The following is a 15,247-nucleotide window of genomic DNA, read 5'->3' as shown; positions in this document are numbered from 1 at the left end:
TGCGCTCCTTCCCTTCCACATATCACCCAAATAATAACGATTTAGGATTCGTTGTGATCATTTCTCTTACCATATCTTCAGTTATTCCTTCATTTATAAGTTCAGTGACAAACTCGCTCATTCCCTTTACCGGTGTTGGATTATGAGGCTGCCCGTAGTCCGTGACTAGAATACATGAATCCGATCCCAGGGTTTTAATAGATTCAGCCATCTGAGGAATCGTAATGTTATTAAAGTCTTCCCCACAAGCTAATAAACACTTCTCAATATAACACCCTTGATCCGCTAATTTCTTTTGCAAATCCATTGGAATCTGGGCAATTCCTAAATCAGCATGTTGAATCAAAATCCGCTCAACTCCAATTGCCCGTGCCTCTTCCACCAAGATATCTACTTCGTAAGGCGAAAGGTGACCAGTAGCAAGGATGGCATCATAGGAAGCTATCAAATAAAGGATTCGCTTTACTTCATCTCTTATTTCTTCATGCTCATTTAGGATCGTTAAATTGGAATTAGAATCATCCAAAGAGGTTTTACTATTAAAAAATCGTTCCTGCTGGTTTTCAGCAAAATATTTGGCATGCTGTTCTGCCGAAATAGTAGGCATCCAGATTACCTTAGCCCCCATACGTAACGCCATGTCAACAGCATGAGGAGAAAGCCCACCTGTAAAAAGGTTACAAACCAAACCTCCATACACTTGCATGTCCGGCATTTGTTGGCGAATAAGAGCAGCTCGACCAAAGGTGGCTCCTTCATGAGCTTTAATCACTAACCCTTCCATCCCAGCTTCTCTAGCTTCCGTTACCAGTTCCCAATCTGTCTGTTTTCTCGGAAAAGCACTAGGAGAGCTATGAACATGAAGTTCATAAGCTCCCTTTAGTAATGGATGATATTGGTCTTGTACATCACTTCGATAATTCATAACTAAATACCTCTCCAAAAAACAGGTGAAGTTCTTCTACCAATGCTTGAAACTCAGGGTGATCGCTATACATGAAATCATTATGCATTCCGTTTATTTCGTAATAAACCTTCGGAGACGACACACTATTGTATAGAGATACAGATTCTTCAATCGGATGGAGAACATTATTCTTTCCATGCGCTACAAATAATGGAGTATCACCTAAATTCTTAGCAGCTGCTTCTGTATCTAGCTCCAGAATCGAATCTGTGAATTGAACACGTGTGCGCCCTCCAAAACCTTTCCTAGAAGCCAACTCTTTTTCTACATATGCACGTGTAGGCGGATCTAACGGATAATGTAAGAACGGGTCTGCAGGTTTTGAGTCTCCGGTCGTGACACGGCGCACCCGGTCTTCATACACTTCTTCTAATACTTTCAACCAGTTTTCATAAGAATGAATCGTCTTCAACCAGCGCTCTCCATTATAAAACCCATTTAGAGCAGCAACAGCTGCTACATCCTCTTTCTCCGCTACACGGACAACATTCGATCCGCCCATTCCCCATCCAATTAAGCCAATTCGCTCGTGATCGACTTCACTCTGCGCACGTAAAAAGGTTAAAGCATTACGAATATCAGCTACTTGTTCTTCAAGAATGACACGTGCAGGGTCCCCCTCGCTATCAGCGAAGCCTCGATAATCAAAGCCAAAGCATACATACCCTTTTTGCGTTAGCGCCTCGGCAAACATCTTGGGATAGAATTCATTTACACCTTGATAACCAGAATTGGCAATGATTGCTGGTAGTTTTCCCTTACTTTCATAATCGTCTGGCAAGTATAGTACCCCTTGTAGCTTATACCCTTCACTGTAAAACTGGACGGATTTTTCAATCATTTTGTCTCTCTCCCTTTTTATTAAGAATTCAATGCTTGGTCAAATGAATGTTTGAATTTCTTACGCGCATTATTTAAATGTTTATACATTTCATCTCTAGCTTGCTCTCCATTGCCTAAGCGAATGGCTGTATAGATCCGTTCATGTTCACTTAATACTTGGGCACGCTTTTCAGAGATCCCCATATTTTTCTTAAGGGAAAAACGAATAGCTTTTTCATAAAGAGTCGCGATGTTTTCCACACTGTGAAGCAGTATCGGGTTATGAGCAGCCTGTACAATCGCATTGTGAAAGGCAATATCCTCTTTATCCCCTACAAGATTATTATTCTGGGAACTACGAATCTCATCTAGCTTTTCTTTAATGACTGCTTTATCCTCAGCCGTTCCACGTTCTGCAGCTAATCGAGCGGCTTCAGATTCTAGAATGATACGTGTTTCTAGTAAGTTTAAAACTTCTTCTGTATCCACAAATTCAAACTGTGTTTGTTCCATTAAATTTGTAAGAGAAGTCGCTTGGACAATACTGCCACCTCCTTGCTTCGAAACGGTTAACCCGCTTGCTTCTAATACACTTAATGCTTCTCGTACAGGAGTACGACTGACGCCGAACATCTCTGATAGTTGTTTTTCTGTAGGAAGCCGATCACCAGGCTTCATATCCTCCTCGTGAATGTATTCCTTAATGCGATCGAACACCTGCATTGACACTTTTTTTCGTTCTATTTTCATAAAAATTACGTTCCTCTCTATTAAGAGACATTAGAGTCTCTATTATAGTTTCTCGTCTCTTGAATAGAAGTCAGCCAACCTGACTTCGAAGCAATGAATATGAGTACAGCACTTGCGCCCAATAATATGAGAGAGAATATACCGCCGGCCCCTCCCATCATCATAATAGGACCGAAAGTAATGATTAAAATCTCAACAGGTACCATGCCAACATATCCTAAAGCATAGTCATCCAACGTAGTACTTTTGGTCTTAGGATCCACAATCCTTAATAGAGCAATTCCCATTGCAACTGTTCCAGTACTCCAACCCCAGCCAAAGATGGCGTTCTCAAACCAATGCCGATGGAAGACACGCGGAGCAATAAAACGGAAAATACAATATGCCCAAATGACACCGAATACAAATAACGCTAAAAGGGGCCATGCATAAGCAGCCACAACAGCTAGATTAATAGACGTAATACCAAAAGCTACAATTAAGTCTGTTGCTGTTCCGCTCAAACGGTCAATTACCCGCTTGTCCACATAATCGTTAGCTTTAGTCGCATTCAACACCAATTGCACAATTAAACCAACAACAAATGAGAGACTCAGTAATGGAATGCTGACTTGTGGAAAGAGCGATTCAATGCCTGTCTGTAAAAAGTAACTGAGCATGACAACTACAGCGAGTATGGCAATGTGAAAAAATAAAGGGTCTACCGTATTACTCGATACTGTATCATCCCCTGATGATTTACGATTCTTATGAGGAACTAGACCAGTACGTAGCTCATTTGGTAAATCTTCAAAGTCTGAAATGAAATTCGTTTGGTTATTCCGCGCGTTCATCTTAACGAGCAAAAGTCCGCCGAGAATAGCGCAAATCAAGCCGATGGTAGCCGATGTGTAGCCAAGTGCCGTGGCCTCTTCCCAACCAAGGCCACTAAAAGCTTCTCCTACTGCAGCCGCTGTACCATGTCCTCCAAGGAAACCTGCTCCTAGGATCAAGCCAAAACCGACCGGAATATCCCAAACATTTGCTAAAAGTATGTACGTAATCATTGCTCCCCCGCCCCACATAAGCATGGTCAGGAGCATTGAGTACACCCACATGTTTCTCACGCGCCCAAAAGTTTGTTTCCAATTTACTTTGGCAGCCCCTATTGGAATAGCACCAAAAATCACAGCAATTAAGACTGTAGGATAAGCACTGACAAGATCAGAAAAAGGAAGCAAATCAAAACCATTAGGCCCTAAAGTTAACCCCAATATCCCAGCAATGATACTAGCTGGAATGAATAACTTTTGTACGAATTGCACCTTCGCTCGTAATATGACACCAAATAACAATAAAACCGAAATCAATCCAACATCAATGGCTAACTCCCATGCTGACACCTTCATTCCTCCCCGAATGTTTTATAAGAAAGCGCTATCATAATTTGTATGATAACTATACAATACGATAATAAACCGTGTAAAGAATAAATTTTAAAAAATTCAGAAAAGTTAATTTCTCCTAGTTTCTTTCCCTTACTTCATTCTAGCGGCTAGTCTTTTTCCTTATCGAATCAAAACAGATTACCCTGTTAAGCAAAATAAGAACCGCCTCCCTAGTTCATCGTAACTAGAGAGGCGGTTCTTGTTATCTTTTCAGACCCAGCTTCACATTTTGGCTAGGGAATGTATAAGGATAGCGACTGATCTAAATCCACTATGAAAGTTATATAACAGTCAGCAATTCAAGGGTTATGATGATCAAAAAAATGAGAAGTTGAGGAATTACAGCTCTGATTAATTCTTGGTGTTTAATGAAAGAAACGATAAAAACTGATAGTACATTCAAACAAAGAATTCCTAATGGTATAAAGGCTGCAACCCCCGTTAAGACAACTAGACTGTAAAAAGTTAAAACTTCCACGACACCCACTGTAAATAGAATCATCCCACCTTGTAAGGACATGACCCTAAAAGAGCCAATTAATAGAGGGCTAGCCTTTAATTTCTTTAATTCATCCACCTGCATTTTTTCACCATAAATGATATGAACCATACTCATCATAATAAGGGTCACACCTACGACCAGTTTCATCACAACTCCCCCAAGCATTTAAAAAGAGGATCGTCTCTTCTTGTTATATACACCGTCGTGTTCATGCAGTCCGCCTTATACTACTGCTCTAATCCCGCTACCCCAAATCCCCCGGGTCCAGAATGGGTCGAAATCATACCGCCCGCTTGAATCCATCTCACATTTTCGAATCCGTTCTCTTTGGCGACCTCTTCCATCCGCTGCTTGATCTTTTCATCAAGCCCTATGGAGTAGATAAAATACAGTTGCTTTCGATCGATGTTGAATTCTTTTAGGTAATCATGAAAGAGTTTTTCCGTAGCTCCACTCATTTTCCCACGGTACTTTTTAGTGGACATAAGCTTTCCATCCTTCAACTCTATGCATGGCTTTATTTTTAAGAGTGTTCCAATCAAAGAGGCCATATTGCTGACTCGTCCTCCCGCTTTTAGAAACTCAAGACTGCCTGGTATGAAAGAAAGCCTTGATTTAGGAACAACGGCTTCTATTTTTTCAACTAACTGTTCCGGTTCAATGTCAGGTTCTTCTTCTAATACGTTAGCGGCGTACAATACAATCGCAGCTAATCCTCCCGTAACGTTCAGAGCATCAATGAGGTACATGTCTTCAAATTCTTCCGCTGCAATAACAGCGTTTTGAAAAGAAGAAGACGCTTTTGATGTATATCCTATATGTACAATGATGCAATCCGGGAATTTCTCTCTTATATTGGTGAAGAACTCTTCGTACTCGTGAGCATTGGTGGAGGTCGTAGAGGGAATCTTCTTCGTCCGTTCGTAGTAGTCATAAATATCCTGGACCGGAAGCTCACCGTCTAAATAATCTTCGCCGTCCATGATAATGTGCATGGGCACTACTTGAACATCGTACGTTTCAGCTAAATCCCTTGGCAAGTCGGCACCGCTTTCGGTTGATAAGATGATCCTTCTCATTCTTTGTCCCCCTTGGATTATAGTACTGGTTCACTCTTCCTACATTATGTATTTATTATACATGAGATAACCGGATTCGTGGGCCATGGGGACAGGTACATCGTCCCTCTCTGACATTACGCTAAACTTAAAGCTTAAAAAGGTAAGTGATCAAAGCAATCGATGACATTTTGCTAGTGTTTTGGCCTTAAACAGTCAGAGACAAGCCCCATCTGTGACATTTTCTTTGATTATACGGACCAAAATGTAAGAGAAAGACGTGATCTATGACCTTTTGACCTCTCCACACCTCCAAAAGGTCACAGAAGCCTTAAACAGAATAGATCCCCCCTGTTAAGAACCTCTTTCACGCAAAAAACCCTTATTTGATCAAACGTTTGATCAAGTGAAGCGTGGGGACGGTTCTAGTGCTTCTTAAAGAAATGAAACATGTAATTTAGTGGGTTAATTCGCCTCTCCTCTTAATACGTTAGAAGAAGAACGTTATGTATGTTAGGAGAGATGCTAATGCTCGAAAAGTTTGTAGATGAACTCCCGATAATAGACGAGATTCTTCCTATTCGTTCTTATCATCAAGCACCCTTTTATGAAGTAACGATGAGAGAGACCTATCAAAAGCTACACCGGGATCTCCCCCCGACTAAGGTTTGGGGATATAATGGCCAATACCCAGGCCCTACTTTCCATGTGCAAAGAAATCAAACGGTCCATGTATTATGGAAAAATGAACTTCCCAAGAAACATTTCCTTCCTATTGATACCACTGTTCATGGTGCAGGGAATGATGTGCCTGAGGTCCGTACCGTCGTCCATCTTCATGGAGGGATAACACCTGACACCAGTGACGGTTATCCTGAAGCTTGGTTTACAAATGGCTTTCAAGAAGTCGGCCCTTATTTCACACACCAACTATACACGTATCCCAATCGTCAACAAGGCACTACTTTGTGGTATCATGATCACGCCGTGGGGATTACCCGCCTGAATATATACGCCGGTCTCGCGGGTATGTACATCATTCATGATCCAGCAGAAACTTATCTCAACCTTCCCAAAGCCCCTTATGATCTTCCATTACTCATTCAAGACCGTTCTTTTAACCCTGATGGCAGCCTTTACTACCCATCTCAACCGAATCCCCCTGTGCCTAATGTGAATCCTTCCGTGGTACCAGAGTTTTTAGGGGATACCGTTTTGGTTAACGGTAAGGTGTGGCCATTTATGAATGTTGAACCTAGACGCTATCGGTTCCGCATCTTAAATGGATCGAATGCTCGAATCTATCGATTATCCCTTTCCAATGGGCTTTCCTTTATTCAAATAGGTACAGATCAAGGATTGTTAGAACAGCCCATTCTCGTTCCTGAACTCCTACTTGCCCCTGCCGAGCGGGCAGATGTAATCATCGACTTCTCAAATGGCTTTCAACAATCCATTGTTATGGAGAATAATCCCGAGCCACCTTTCCCTCCTGGAGACCCTAATCCAGAAGGGCCCGTGATGGAATTTCGAGTAAACAAACCTCTTACATGTCCGGACACAAGTTCGATTCCAGCTCATTTAGCCGCTATTCCTAAGCTCCTGACCTACCAGAAAAATCGGAACTTACTCCTCAATATGAGGCCTGATCCATATGGACGTGAGATCCACTTGTTAGATAATCGGGTGTGGGCAGATTCGGTTTCAGAAATACCCTCCCTAGGCAACACGGAAATATGGACACTCATCAATATTTCAAACGCCACTCACCCGATCCATTTGCACCTTGTACAATTTCAAATAGTCGATCGCCAGCCTTTCGATGCTGACATCTATAAAAAAGACGGAAGAATCGTCCCTACTGGCCCACGCACCCTTCCCGATTTAAACGAGCGAGGTTGGAAAGACACCGTACGCGCCAACCCACATGAGATCACACGGATCATCATGACATTCGGCCCCTATCCAGGCCTTTTTGTATGGCATTGCCATATCCTTGAACATGAAGATTATGAAATGATGCGCCCTTATTACATTGTGGGCCATGGGGACAGGTACATCGTCCCTCTCTGACATGTCGCTAAACTTAAAGCTTAAAAAGGTAAGAGATCAAAGCAATCGATGACATTTTGCTAGTGTTTTGGTCTCCAACAGTCACAGATAACCCCCTTCTGTGACGTTTTCTTTGATCAAACAAACCAAAACGTAAGAGAAGCACGTGATCTATGACCTTTTAAGCTACCCATACCATCAAAAGGTCACAGAAGCCTTAAACAGAATAGACCTCCCTTGTTAAGGACCTCTTTCACGCAAAAAACCCTTACTTGATCAAACGTTTGATCAAGTAAGGGTTTTTAAAATAAGACACTAGATCATTACTTTGGTAACGATACGTAAAACACTTTCTGATTCTTTTTTGATGCAGAATAGAAAAAATCCGTGCAATCTACCCATTTGACTTCGTTCATCATTGAAGTTAATTGCTGGTCAATATCGATCTCCACGTCTTTCATAATTTGTAAAAGTTCAGAAAGTGTGAGTTCAAAATGTTCCGCTGCCAGCTTATGAGGAGCTTCACTTCTTAGATAATCCAGAAACTCCGCTGAAGTGGCAACTTCTTTTTCAATGTCATCTTCCATTCTCATCACATAGTTGTAGATGTCTTTCTTTTCCTTGGGTAAAGCACGTACAATCTTATCGGTCAGTTGCTTAACTAAATAATCACTCATGGTTTCACCCCACTTACTATGTGGTCGATACTATAACTAACAATTCAAATGAAGAAAACCCCTACATTAGAGATTTTTTCTCATTATCCGATAATGTATTAGCTTTAAGAGAAGAACGTTTCAATACCATCATTTTTGACCAAACGTTATACCATAAACATTAGAAAAAACTAGGTAGGGGATCGGAAAAGTCGCTCCACCGTTCTTCCATTTCTTCCGTAGTTAACAAGCAATGATCCAATCGTTCCTCTAGCTGCTCACGATCTACTTTAATACCTATAAAAACAATTTCGTTCATGCGATCACCATAAACCGGATCCCATCTAGAAGACAAACTTGGATCATCTTGAAACTGTTCTTCTTGCTCTTGTTCAGGTAGTGTTGCCACCCATTCCCCTGCGCCTTGTACCGACAACGAAGAGCCAGCTTGAGATAATAGCCCAACGTGATCATTTCTACTCGCCAACCAGAAGAAACCTTTTGAGCGAGTAATCTTCTTGGGCCAATTCTCCAAGAATTCCATAAATCTAATCGGATGAAATGGTCTCTTTCTGCGATAGACAAATGATGTAATGCCATACTCTTCATTCTCTGGTATGTGTTCCTCATTTAATTCTTTTATCCAACCCGCACCTTGACTAGCGCTTTCAAAATCAAAGAGATGTGTATTTAATATATGGGAAAGATGAATATTTCCGTATTGAGATTCAACTATATAAGCAGTGGGATTCAGCTGCGATAGAATAGCTTTTAACTCTTCTGCTTCTTTCTTTGGAACTAAGTCCGTTTTGTTTACGACAAGGACATTCGCAAACTCTACTTGGTCGATTAACAAATCTGTTACATCGCGATCATCTTCCTCATCTGTAGCTTGTTTGCGATCCAATAAACGATCTCCAGACTCGTAGTCTTTCCAGAAGCGATTAGCATCTACTACGGTTACCATGGTATCTAGACGGCATTTCTCTCCTAAATCGATCCCTAATGCTTCATCTTTATAGGTGAAGCTTTGTGCAACGGGGATAGGCTCTGAAACTCCGGTAGATTCTATGACAATATAATCGATATCTAATTCAGCTAGTTTATTGACTTCTTCTATTAAATCTTCTCGTAATGTACAGCAAATACAACCGTTTTGCATCTCCACTAAGTTTTCTTCTGTTCTGCTGAATCCACCCTGTTTCACCAAACTTGCGTCTATATTGACCTCACTCATGTCATTAACGATGACTGCAATCTTCTTATCTTCTTTATTATGCAGTATATGATTTAAGAGCGTTGTTTTTCCAGCTCCTAAATAACCACTAAGTACAGTTACTGGTATTTTATTATTCATCTACTCACCTCCAAAACAGGAAAAGCCTTGCAAATTCGTTCAGCCGCTTTTCTAGCCCCAGCTATATTTCTAGACACAGGACCAACCTCTAACTCTGCTAAAGCTCCTGATACATATAATCCCTTACTCCATTTTAATTGTTGGTCTACGATGGGGAATCCACAGGGGGCACAAGGCAAATGATGCTCCTTGATTGTCGCCGACAACCAACTTTCACCCGGCAAACCAGCTTTCGCACCCGTAGCTAAGAATAGATGATTGGCTATGATTTGCTCTGTATTTTTCATTTTGAGGAAGATGTTCCCATCATCATGATGGGCTCCTTCCACTTCATCCGTAACAATAGTCAGTTTGCTTTGTTGCTCTAAGGATCTTAATGTTGTGTACATACTTTTGGTTACAGATCCTCTATGTCGAGCTTGTTGGATCCATTGCCTTCTTTTTTGATAAGAGGATTCTTTATGATAACGATCTAGATATTTAGGGCCCATCCAGCCTGGATCACTATCAAAATCTTCTATTCGAAAAGGATGACGCTTTATCAGTGTAACGGGTTCGGTAGCCTTTTGAGCCAATGTCGCTGCCATGTGAGCAGCTGATAATCCTCCTACAACAACAGCAGCGCCTGAATCCATGTCAGCACTCTCCTCGTTTTCTTGAAAGACATGCGTGATGGATTGTGGTAAAGCTTCCCTTAAACTCTCCGCCCATTCTGGAATAAAAGGTTGATGATTTACCCCAATAGCTACAACAACATTTTCTGCTTGATACCACTCATTGGACGAAAGCTTCACATGCCACCTTTCATCATGAAACCGGAGAGCTCTCACCCACCCTTGTTTCCAGCAGTTTTGCAGGCCAACGGTTTGAAATATATCCTTGCAATGGTTATTAAACATTTGTAGTTGAGGTCGATTGTAGTACCCTCTAAATCCTTGCGTATAATCTTTTTCTTTGGCATATTTTTTTAAGCTGTATGGGTCGGGGTCTAAATGGTGAACAGAAGGCGAACGTAAGTAAGTCATCCCAATCTTTCTTGTTGTAGTCATCCAGTTATGCATTGGATCATCATAAGGGTCAATGACTAATAAATCTTCTTCTTTTATCCTATTGAAGCGGAGGAGCCAGGTGGCAATTGTAGACCCCTGTACTCCTCCACCAATAACAATTAATTTATACAATAGCATTCCCCTTCTCTTAAAAGGATCCTTACCAACTCGCTTTTTTCACGCCAGGAATTTGACCTTTATGAGCATACTCTCTGAATGCTATACGGGACATGCCGAATTTTCTCATATACGCTTTAGGTCTTCCTGTAACCGCACAACGATTATTGGAACGAGTAGGGGACGAATCTCTAGGTAACTTTCTTAGTGCTTCGTAGTCCCCTTTCTCTTTTAATTCCCTACGCTTTTCAGCATACTTTTCCACCATTTGTTGCCTCTTTTGTTGTTTTGCAATCATAGATTTTTTTGCCATAGTAAAAAACTCCTTTTAAATAGTAATCATTACGATTTAAATGTTATTCTATTCCTTTTCCAATAAAAATCAATTCACTTCTCTTGGTCTCGTTTTTACTTCACTATCTTCCTTGGACATAAGTTACCTGCACTAAGAAAAACCGTTATAATCGTAACTGAGATCTCTTTCTTAGTAGTCATTTTTCAACCTCAACAAACTCCCTTTTGGCACTTAGTTTCACCTATTTACCAAAAGCCTGACAATGTAGAGCTTTGTTGCTGATAAACACCAACCAAACAAAACGTAATCGTTACGATTTAATAAGTATAAATGAATACTCTTTCTTTGTAAACAGCTACTTTCGATTCCAAATGGAAGCTCAGGGCCATGGGGACAGGTACATTGTCCCTCTCTGACATTTCGCTAGATTTAAAGCTTAAAAAGGTAAGTGATCAAAGCAATCGATGACATTTTGCTAGTGTTTTGTCCTCAAACAGTCAGAGACAAGCCCCATCTGTGACGTTTTCTTTGATTATACGAACCAAAACGTAAGATAAACACGTGATCTATGACCTTTTGACCTACCCATACCTCCAAAAGGTCACAGAAGCCTTAAGATTTCCGCCTGTTCGTGAAGCGCGGGGACGGTTCTGGCGCTTCCTATTTCCAATAGAAACGCCGCTTCGAAACAAGATGAAGGAGAATGATCGAGATTCATTAATATAAAAAAGGCTTCTCAAACGTTAATTCAACGAATGAGAAGCCTCTATTCCTATTCTAATAGTAGCAAAATTGTTCAAAGCCCTTTATCTATCAAGGCGTTGATCGGTTATTACATCCTGTCGCCCATACCCTTATTAATAAAAATAATCATCCTTGTCTTGATAACTCTGTCACGTATTCAAAGAACGCATCACGGGACACTTCATACACGAGATTCACATTACGGCCGTTCTCAGACAACTCCGTTCTTCCCTGGCTCACCCCAGAGTCGTGGACGATGCTCTTTACCGTTTTTTTCTTCACGAGCCCTTCATTGCCGACCGTTGTCGTCGTCAACACGTCCCACAAAAAGTAAGTCGAGTTTGTCTGATTATGGACAAGCGGTGGAACCATCGCATAGCACTGACCTAGAAAATCAATTCCCAGATCTTCGCGCTGTGATGCCCATTTTTGACGAACGTCGAGCGTCAACGGAACCATGTTCGTGCTCTCGAGAGCGACCAAGTCGATGACGATCGAACTGTCCCAAACACGCTTCGCCGCTTCAGGATCCCAGAAAGCATTCCATTCCGCAGTTCCGTCGTGCTCCGGTTCTTCAACGTTTCCAACCTCAAGGAACGTCCCGCCCATCCAGATCAGCTTCTCGATCTTATCTTCAATATCCGGCGCTTTAGTCAGTGCGCGGGCTAGATCCGTAAGCGGTCCGATGAATACAAGCGTCGTTGGGTCCTCCGTTTTACGGAGCGTCTCGATCAAATGCTCGTGAGACGGAACTGAAGCAAGCGGTGCATCAATGCTCCCTTTTTCATTCAACAGCGGCAGCGCGTCCACATAGAACGCATGCATGCGCCAGTCCTTCGGAAACGCGTTAACCCCGCGCGAGTTCGATGCCGCAACTTCAACCGACTTCCCATGTCCGAACCGGTCAATGATCTTACGGCTCGCATAAGCAGCAGGCTCCAAATAGCAATCGGCAGGAATAACGCCCACCCCTGTCAGGTTCACATCATCCATCTGTAATAAAAGGAAAAGCGACACAAGATCGTCGACTCCACCATCATGGTTTAAATATACATTCTTCATCATCCATCTCCACCTCTCGTTGTGTGCACGATCAAAAAAAAAGACCTCTTTCCCATAATAAAAAAGGAAAGAGGTCGCACCGCGCGATTCTCTCCTTATAGTCCAGCTTTCTCGGCAGCTGGGTAGAAACGTGTGGGCCATCTTTCCACATATATATAAGGAATGCTGATTTAATTGCCCTCATTCTAGCATAGGGTGTAACCAGAGGCAACACACTTCGACAATCACAGGGTCATGTTCCCTGAACCTGCTAACCTTCGTGCAAAGGTGCCCGTCCCCATGCTCCTTGAATGAATACGGTTGCAGTTATATTCAAAAAAATGAAGTGAGTTATTTAAGAAACAGTAATATGTCCATCTTTATATGTAAATGAATGAATACCTTTTTCCGTCAATAGAACTGGTAAGTATTGAGCAACCATTCCTGCAATTCCAAGATTTTGAGGATTTAGTATCCAATCAATAGACTTCCATTCCAGAATACCTTCACGTGTCTTTAAGGGAGTGTCATATGTAAAATGTTCATCAATCTCATATAAGTAAACATAGATCCCATCCAGTTCACCGTTGTTCGTTTCCCAGGTCACCGTACCTTTAGAATAAAAAGCTTCTACTCTAATGCCCGTTTCCTCAAACACTTCACGTAAAGCACCTTGATCAGGTGATTCATTTCTCTCAACCTTACCGCCGACTCCATTCCAAACGCCCATGATAGGAGCTTTTTCTCGATTAAGCATCAGGATTCTATCTTTCCTCTTCACAAAGCAAACTGTGTATTTGAACATCACATAGGCACCTTTCTATTTAAGTTGTCCCTAAATTATAAGCCTCTATACTATCATTCTCCAAGTAGATTCAATCAGTCCCACTAACAGGATGGACAAAGAACATAGTTCTATCCAGACAAAAAAATGACCTTACCTAATTAGGCAAGATCATTTTTAATCTTATTAAGCTGCTTTTTCTTGATTATAAAGCTTGTTGACCATTTCTTTCTTAAATCCGAATAGATAGGTTAGCCCGAAGCCACCGATGTAAGAAATCAACAATCCAATAATGTAAGTTACATACTTCCCGTCAGATATAAGAGGGAGTAACGCTACACCAGATGGGCCCACCGTTATAGCCCCAATATTCGTAAGAGCTAAGAATGCTCCACCAAATCCTGCTCCGAGACAAGCCGTTAGGAATGGACGCCCAAGTGGTAGGGATACACCGTAAATGAGTGGCTCCCCTATCCCAAGAACTCCTACAGGCAAAGCATTTGCAATGGTTTTGCGTAAGCGCTCATCTTTTGTCTTAAGATAGATGGCTACAGCAGCCCCGACTTGTCCACCACCAGCCATAGCTAGAACCGGAAGCAATGTAGTGGCGCCGATACTTTCTATTAATTCAAGATGCACGGGGATTAATCCCTGGTGTAAGCCAAGAGTAACAAGTGGCAAGAAGGTCGCTGCTAGCACAAAGCCACCAACAACTCCGCCTACCTCAAGCATAACGTCTACCAAGAACCAAGTAATACCACTCATGATAAATCCGGCGATTGGCTGAATAACAGCAACAGTAAATAAGGAACCAACCAGAATCGTTATGAGAGGCGTAACAAGTAAATCGAGACTATCATGGATGCGTCTTCTGATAAATAATTCTATTTTCACGAAAATATAAGCTGAGATGATAACACCTAACAGACCACCTAGTCCTGTACTAACCTTTAAATCTAGTCCTAATAATTGCAACGTGCCAATATCGCTTAAGACGGGGGCATAAATAATAAGACCAGCTATCCCACCGAGAACTAGGGTCCCCCTAAACTCTCTAGCCGTATTAATACCTACAAATATCCCTAAGCTTCCGAATAATAATCCACCAATTGATTGTAATAGAATGTACCAATCAGATTCTAGAATAGCAGGGTTTAAGACACCTGCTTCTGGGTTGGCAAGGTTCAAGATTAAATTGGCTATACCTAAAATGAGTCCAGAAGCAACAAAACCAGGGATAAGCGGAATGAAAATATTACCGATGTGACGAAGTACTTGCTGTACTTTCGTCGTTTGCTTCGCCTTGTACGAAGCCTTTGTATCCGATGCTACATCAAATTCATCTTGATCGACTTCTCCGCCATCAATCCCTGTTAAATCACCAAACTCATACGCAACTTTGGTTACCTTACCTGGACCAAGCACAATTTGAATGGTCTCATCTTCCACAACACCCATGACTCCATCCAATTGTTTAAGCTGTTCGGTATTGATGCGAGAATGATCTTTCGCATTAACTCGTAGTCTGGTTATACAATTTGCAAAACTAGTAACATTCTCTTTTCCGCCTAAATGCTCAAGTATTTTACCGGCAAGCTCACGATTGTTCATATCCTTCCCCTACCC

At 41.7% G+C, this 15,247-nt stretch carries 14 protein-coding genes and 1 riboswitch; of the genes, 1 reads left to right on the top strand and 13 read right to left on the bottom strand.

Annotated features, from left to right (window positions below):
- Positions 1-22 precede the first annotated feature (22 nt).
- The 6 genes from IEW76_RS16520 to IEW76_RS16495 form a co-directional block, all read right to left on the bottom strand.
- Positions 23-925, bottom strand: a complete 903-nt coding sequence (locus IEW76_RS16520; RefSeq protein ID WP_188655534.1) for a DUF6282 family protein — start codon at positions 923-925, stop codon at positions 23-25.
- Entirely contained in the window at positions 909-1,808 is a 900-nt protein-coding gene (locus tag IEW76_RS16515) for an alpha/beta hydrolase (RefSeq protein WP_188655533.1), read from the bottom strand. Before IEW76_RS16515 ends, IEW76_RS16520 begins: the two co-directional genes overlap by 17 nt.
- Before the next feature lie 20 nt (positions 1,809-1,828).
- The gene (locus IEW76_RS16510; protein ID WP_188655532.1) at positions 1,829-2,539 is read right to left on the bottom strand and encodes a FadR/GntR family transcriptional regulator; all 711 of its coding nucleotides are present in this window, start codon (positions 2,537-2,539) and stop codon (positions 1,829-1,831) included.
- A 20-nt stretch (positions 2,540-2,559) separates the two neighbouring features.
- A complete protein-coding gene (locus IEW76_RS16505; RefSeq protein WP_188655531.1) occupies positions 2,560-3,921 on the bottom strand; it encodes a sodium/glutamate symporter in 1,362 nt (453 codons plus the stop codon).
- 325 nt (positions 3,922-4,246) lie between these two features.
- Positions 4,247-4,615 (bottom strand): hypothetical protein, encoded by a 369-nt coding sequence (locus tag IEW76_RS16500; protein WP_188655530.1) that lies wholly within the window; start codon positions 4,613-4,615, stop codon positions 4,247-4,249.
- An 80-nt stretch (positions 4,616-4,695) separates the two neighbouring features.
- Positions 4,696-5,547, bottom strand: a complete 852-nt coding sequence (locus tag IEW76_RS16495; RefSeq protein WP_188655529.1) for a DegV family protein — start codon at positions 5,545-5,547, stop codon at positions 4,696-4,698.
- A 501-nt stretch (positions 5,548-6,048) separates the two neighbouring features.
- Between IEW76_RS16495 and IEW76_RS16490 the strand changes: the two genes are divergently transcribed.
- On the top strand, positions 6,049-7,599 hold the full coding sequence (locus IEW76_RS16490) for a multicopper oxidase family protein (protein WP_188655572.1): 1,551 nt from the start codon (positions 6,049-6,051) through the stop codon (positions 7,597-7,599).
- Between the two features lie 302 nt (positions 7,600-7,901).
- On the opposite strand, the gene IEW76_RS16485 is transcribed toward IEW76_RS16490, so the two are convergent.
- The 7 genes from IEW76_RS16485 to IEW76_RS16455 form a co-directional block, all read right to left on the bottom strand.
- Positions 7,902-8,255 (bottom strand): hypothetical protein, encoded by a 354-nt coding sequence (locus IEW76_RS16485; RefSeq protein ID WP_188655528.1) that lies wholly within the window; start codon positions 8,253-8,255, stop codon positions 7,902-7,904.
- 160 nt (positions 8,256-8,415) lie between these two features.
- On the bottom strand, positions 8,416-9,591 hold the full coding sequence (locus tag IEW76_RS16480) for a GTP-binding protein (RefSeq protein ID WP_188655527.1): 1,176 nt from the start codon (positions 9,589-9,591) through the stop codon (positions 8,416-8,418).
- Positions 9,588-10,772 (bottom strand): FAD-dependent oxidoreductase, encoded by a 1,185-nt coding sequence (locus tag IEW76_RS16475; protein ID WP_188655526.1) that lies wholly within the window; start codon positions 10,770-10,772, stop codon positions 9,588-9,590. The genes IEW76_RS16480 and IEW76_RS16475 overlap by 4 nt, the downstream gene beginning before the upstream one ends.
- A gap of 28 nt (positions 10,773-10,800) precedes the next feature.
- Positions 10,801-11,070 (bottom strand): 30S ribosomal protein S14, encoded by a 270-nt coding sequence (rpsN, locus tag IEW76_RS16470; protein WP_188655525.1) that lies wholly within the window; start codon positions 11,068-11,070, stop codon positions 10,801-10,803.
- 852 nt (positions 11,071-11,922) lie between these two features.
- Positions 11,923-12,861 carry a nucleoside hydrolase gene (locus IEW76_RS16465; protein ID WP_188655524.1) on the bottom strand — a complete coding sequence of 313 codons (939 nt, stop codon included), beginning with the start codon at positions 12,859-12,861 and terminating at the stop codon, positions 11,923-11,925.
- Between the two features lie 75 nt (positions 12,862-12,936).
- Positions 12,937-13,037: riboswitch (purine riboswitch) on the bottom strand.
- Between the two features lie 155 nt (positions 13,038-13,192).
- Complete coding sequence (locus tag IEW76_RS16460; protein WP_229721276.1) at positions 13,193-13,594, bottom strand: NUDIX hydrolase; 402 nt, start codon at positions 13,592-13,594, stop codon at positions 13,193-13,195.
- Positions 13,595-13,807: 213 nt separating this feature from the next.
- On the bottom strand, positions 13,808-15,232 hold the full coding sequence (locus IEW76_RS16455) for a PTS transporter subunit EIIC (RefSeq protein WP_188655522.1): 1,425 nt from the start codon (positions 15,230-15,232) through the stop codon (positions 13,808-13,810).
- Between the last annotated feature and the right edge of the window lie 15 nt (positions 15,233-15,247).

Source organism: Pontibacillus salipaludis (genome assembly GCF_014642405.1).
Taxonomy (GTDB): domain Bacteria; phylum Bacillota; class Bacilli; order Bacillales; family BH030062; genus Pontibacillus; species Pontibacillus salipaludis.
Note: the sequence above shows the minus strand (reverse complement) of the source record. Positions and strands in the feature narration are given on the sequence as shown.

Bases quoted from the DNA above. Each gene is read 5' to 3' on its own strand.
- IEW76_RS16490 (WP_188655572.1), top strand. From the start codon at position 6,049: ATGCTAATGCTCGAAAAGTTTGTAGATGAACTCCCGATAATAGACGAG.
- IEW76_RS16455 (WP_188655522.1), bottom strand. From the start codon at position 15,232: ATGAACAATCGTGAGCTTGCCGGTAAAATACTTGAGCATTTAGGCGGA.
- IEW76_RS16510 (WP_188655532.1), bottom strand. From the start codon at position 2,539: ATGAAAATAGAACGAAAAAAAGTGTCAATGCAGGTGTTCGATCGCATT.
- rpsN (WP_188655525.1), bottom strand. From the start codon at position 11,070: ATGGCAAAAAAATCTATGATTGCAAAACAACAAAAGAGGCAACAAATG.
- IEW76_RS16495 (WP_188655529.1), bottom strand. From the start codon at position 5,547: ATGAGAAGGATCATCTTATCAACCGAAAGCGGTGCCGACTTGCCAAGG.
- IEW76_RS16515 (WP_188655533.1), bottom strand. From the start codon at position 1,808: ATGATTGAAAAATCCGTCCAGTTTTACAGTGAAGGGTATAAGCTACAA.
- IEW76_RS16465 (WP_188655524.1), bottom strand. From the start codon at position 12,861: ATGATGAAGAATGTATATTTAAACCATGATGGTGGAGTCGACGATCTT.
- IEW76_RS16460 (WP_229721276.1), bottom strand. From the start codon at position 13,594: ATGCTTAATCGAGAAAAAGCTCCTATCATGGGCGTTTGGAATGGAGTC.
- IEW76_RS16485 (WP_188655528.1), bottom strand. From the start codon at position 8,255: ATGAGTGATTATTTAGTTAAGCAACTGACCGATAAGATTGTACGTGCT.
- IEW76_RS16480 (WP_188655527.1), bottom strand. From the start codon at position 9,591: ATGAATAATAAAATACCAGTAACTGTACTTAGTGGTTATTTAGGAGCT.
- IEW76_RS16520 (WP_188655534.1), bottom strand. From the start codon at position 925: ATGAATTATCGAAGTGATGTACAAGACCAATATCATCCATTACTAAAG.
- IEW76_RS16500 (WP_188655530.1), bottom strand. From the start codon at position 4,615: ATGAAACTGGTCGTAGGTGTGACCCTTATTATGATGAGTATGGTTCAT.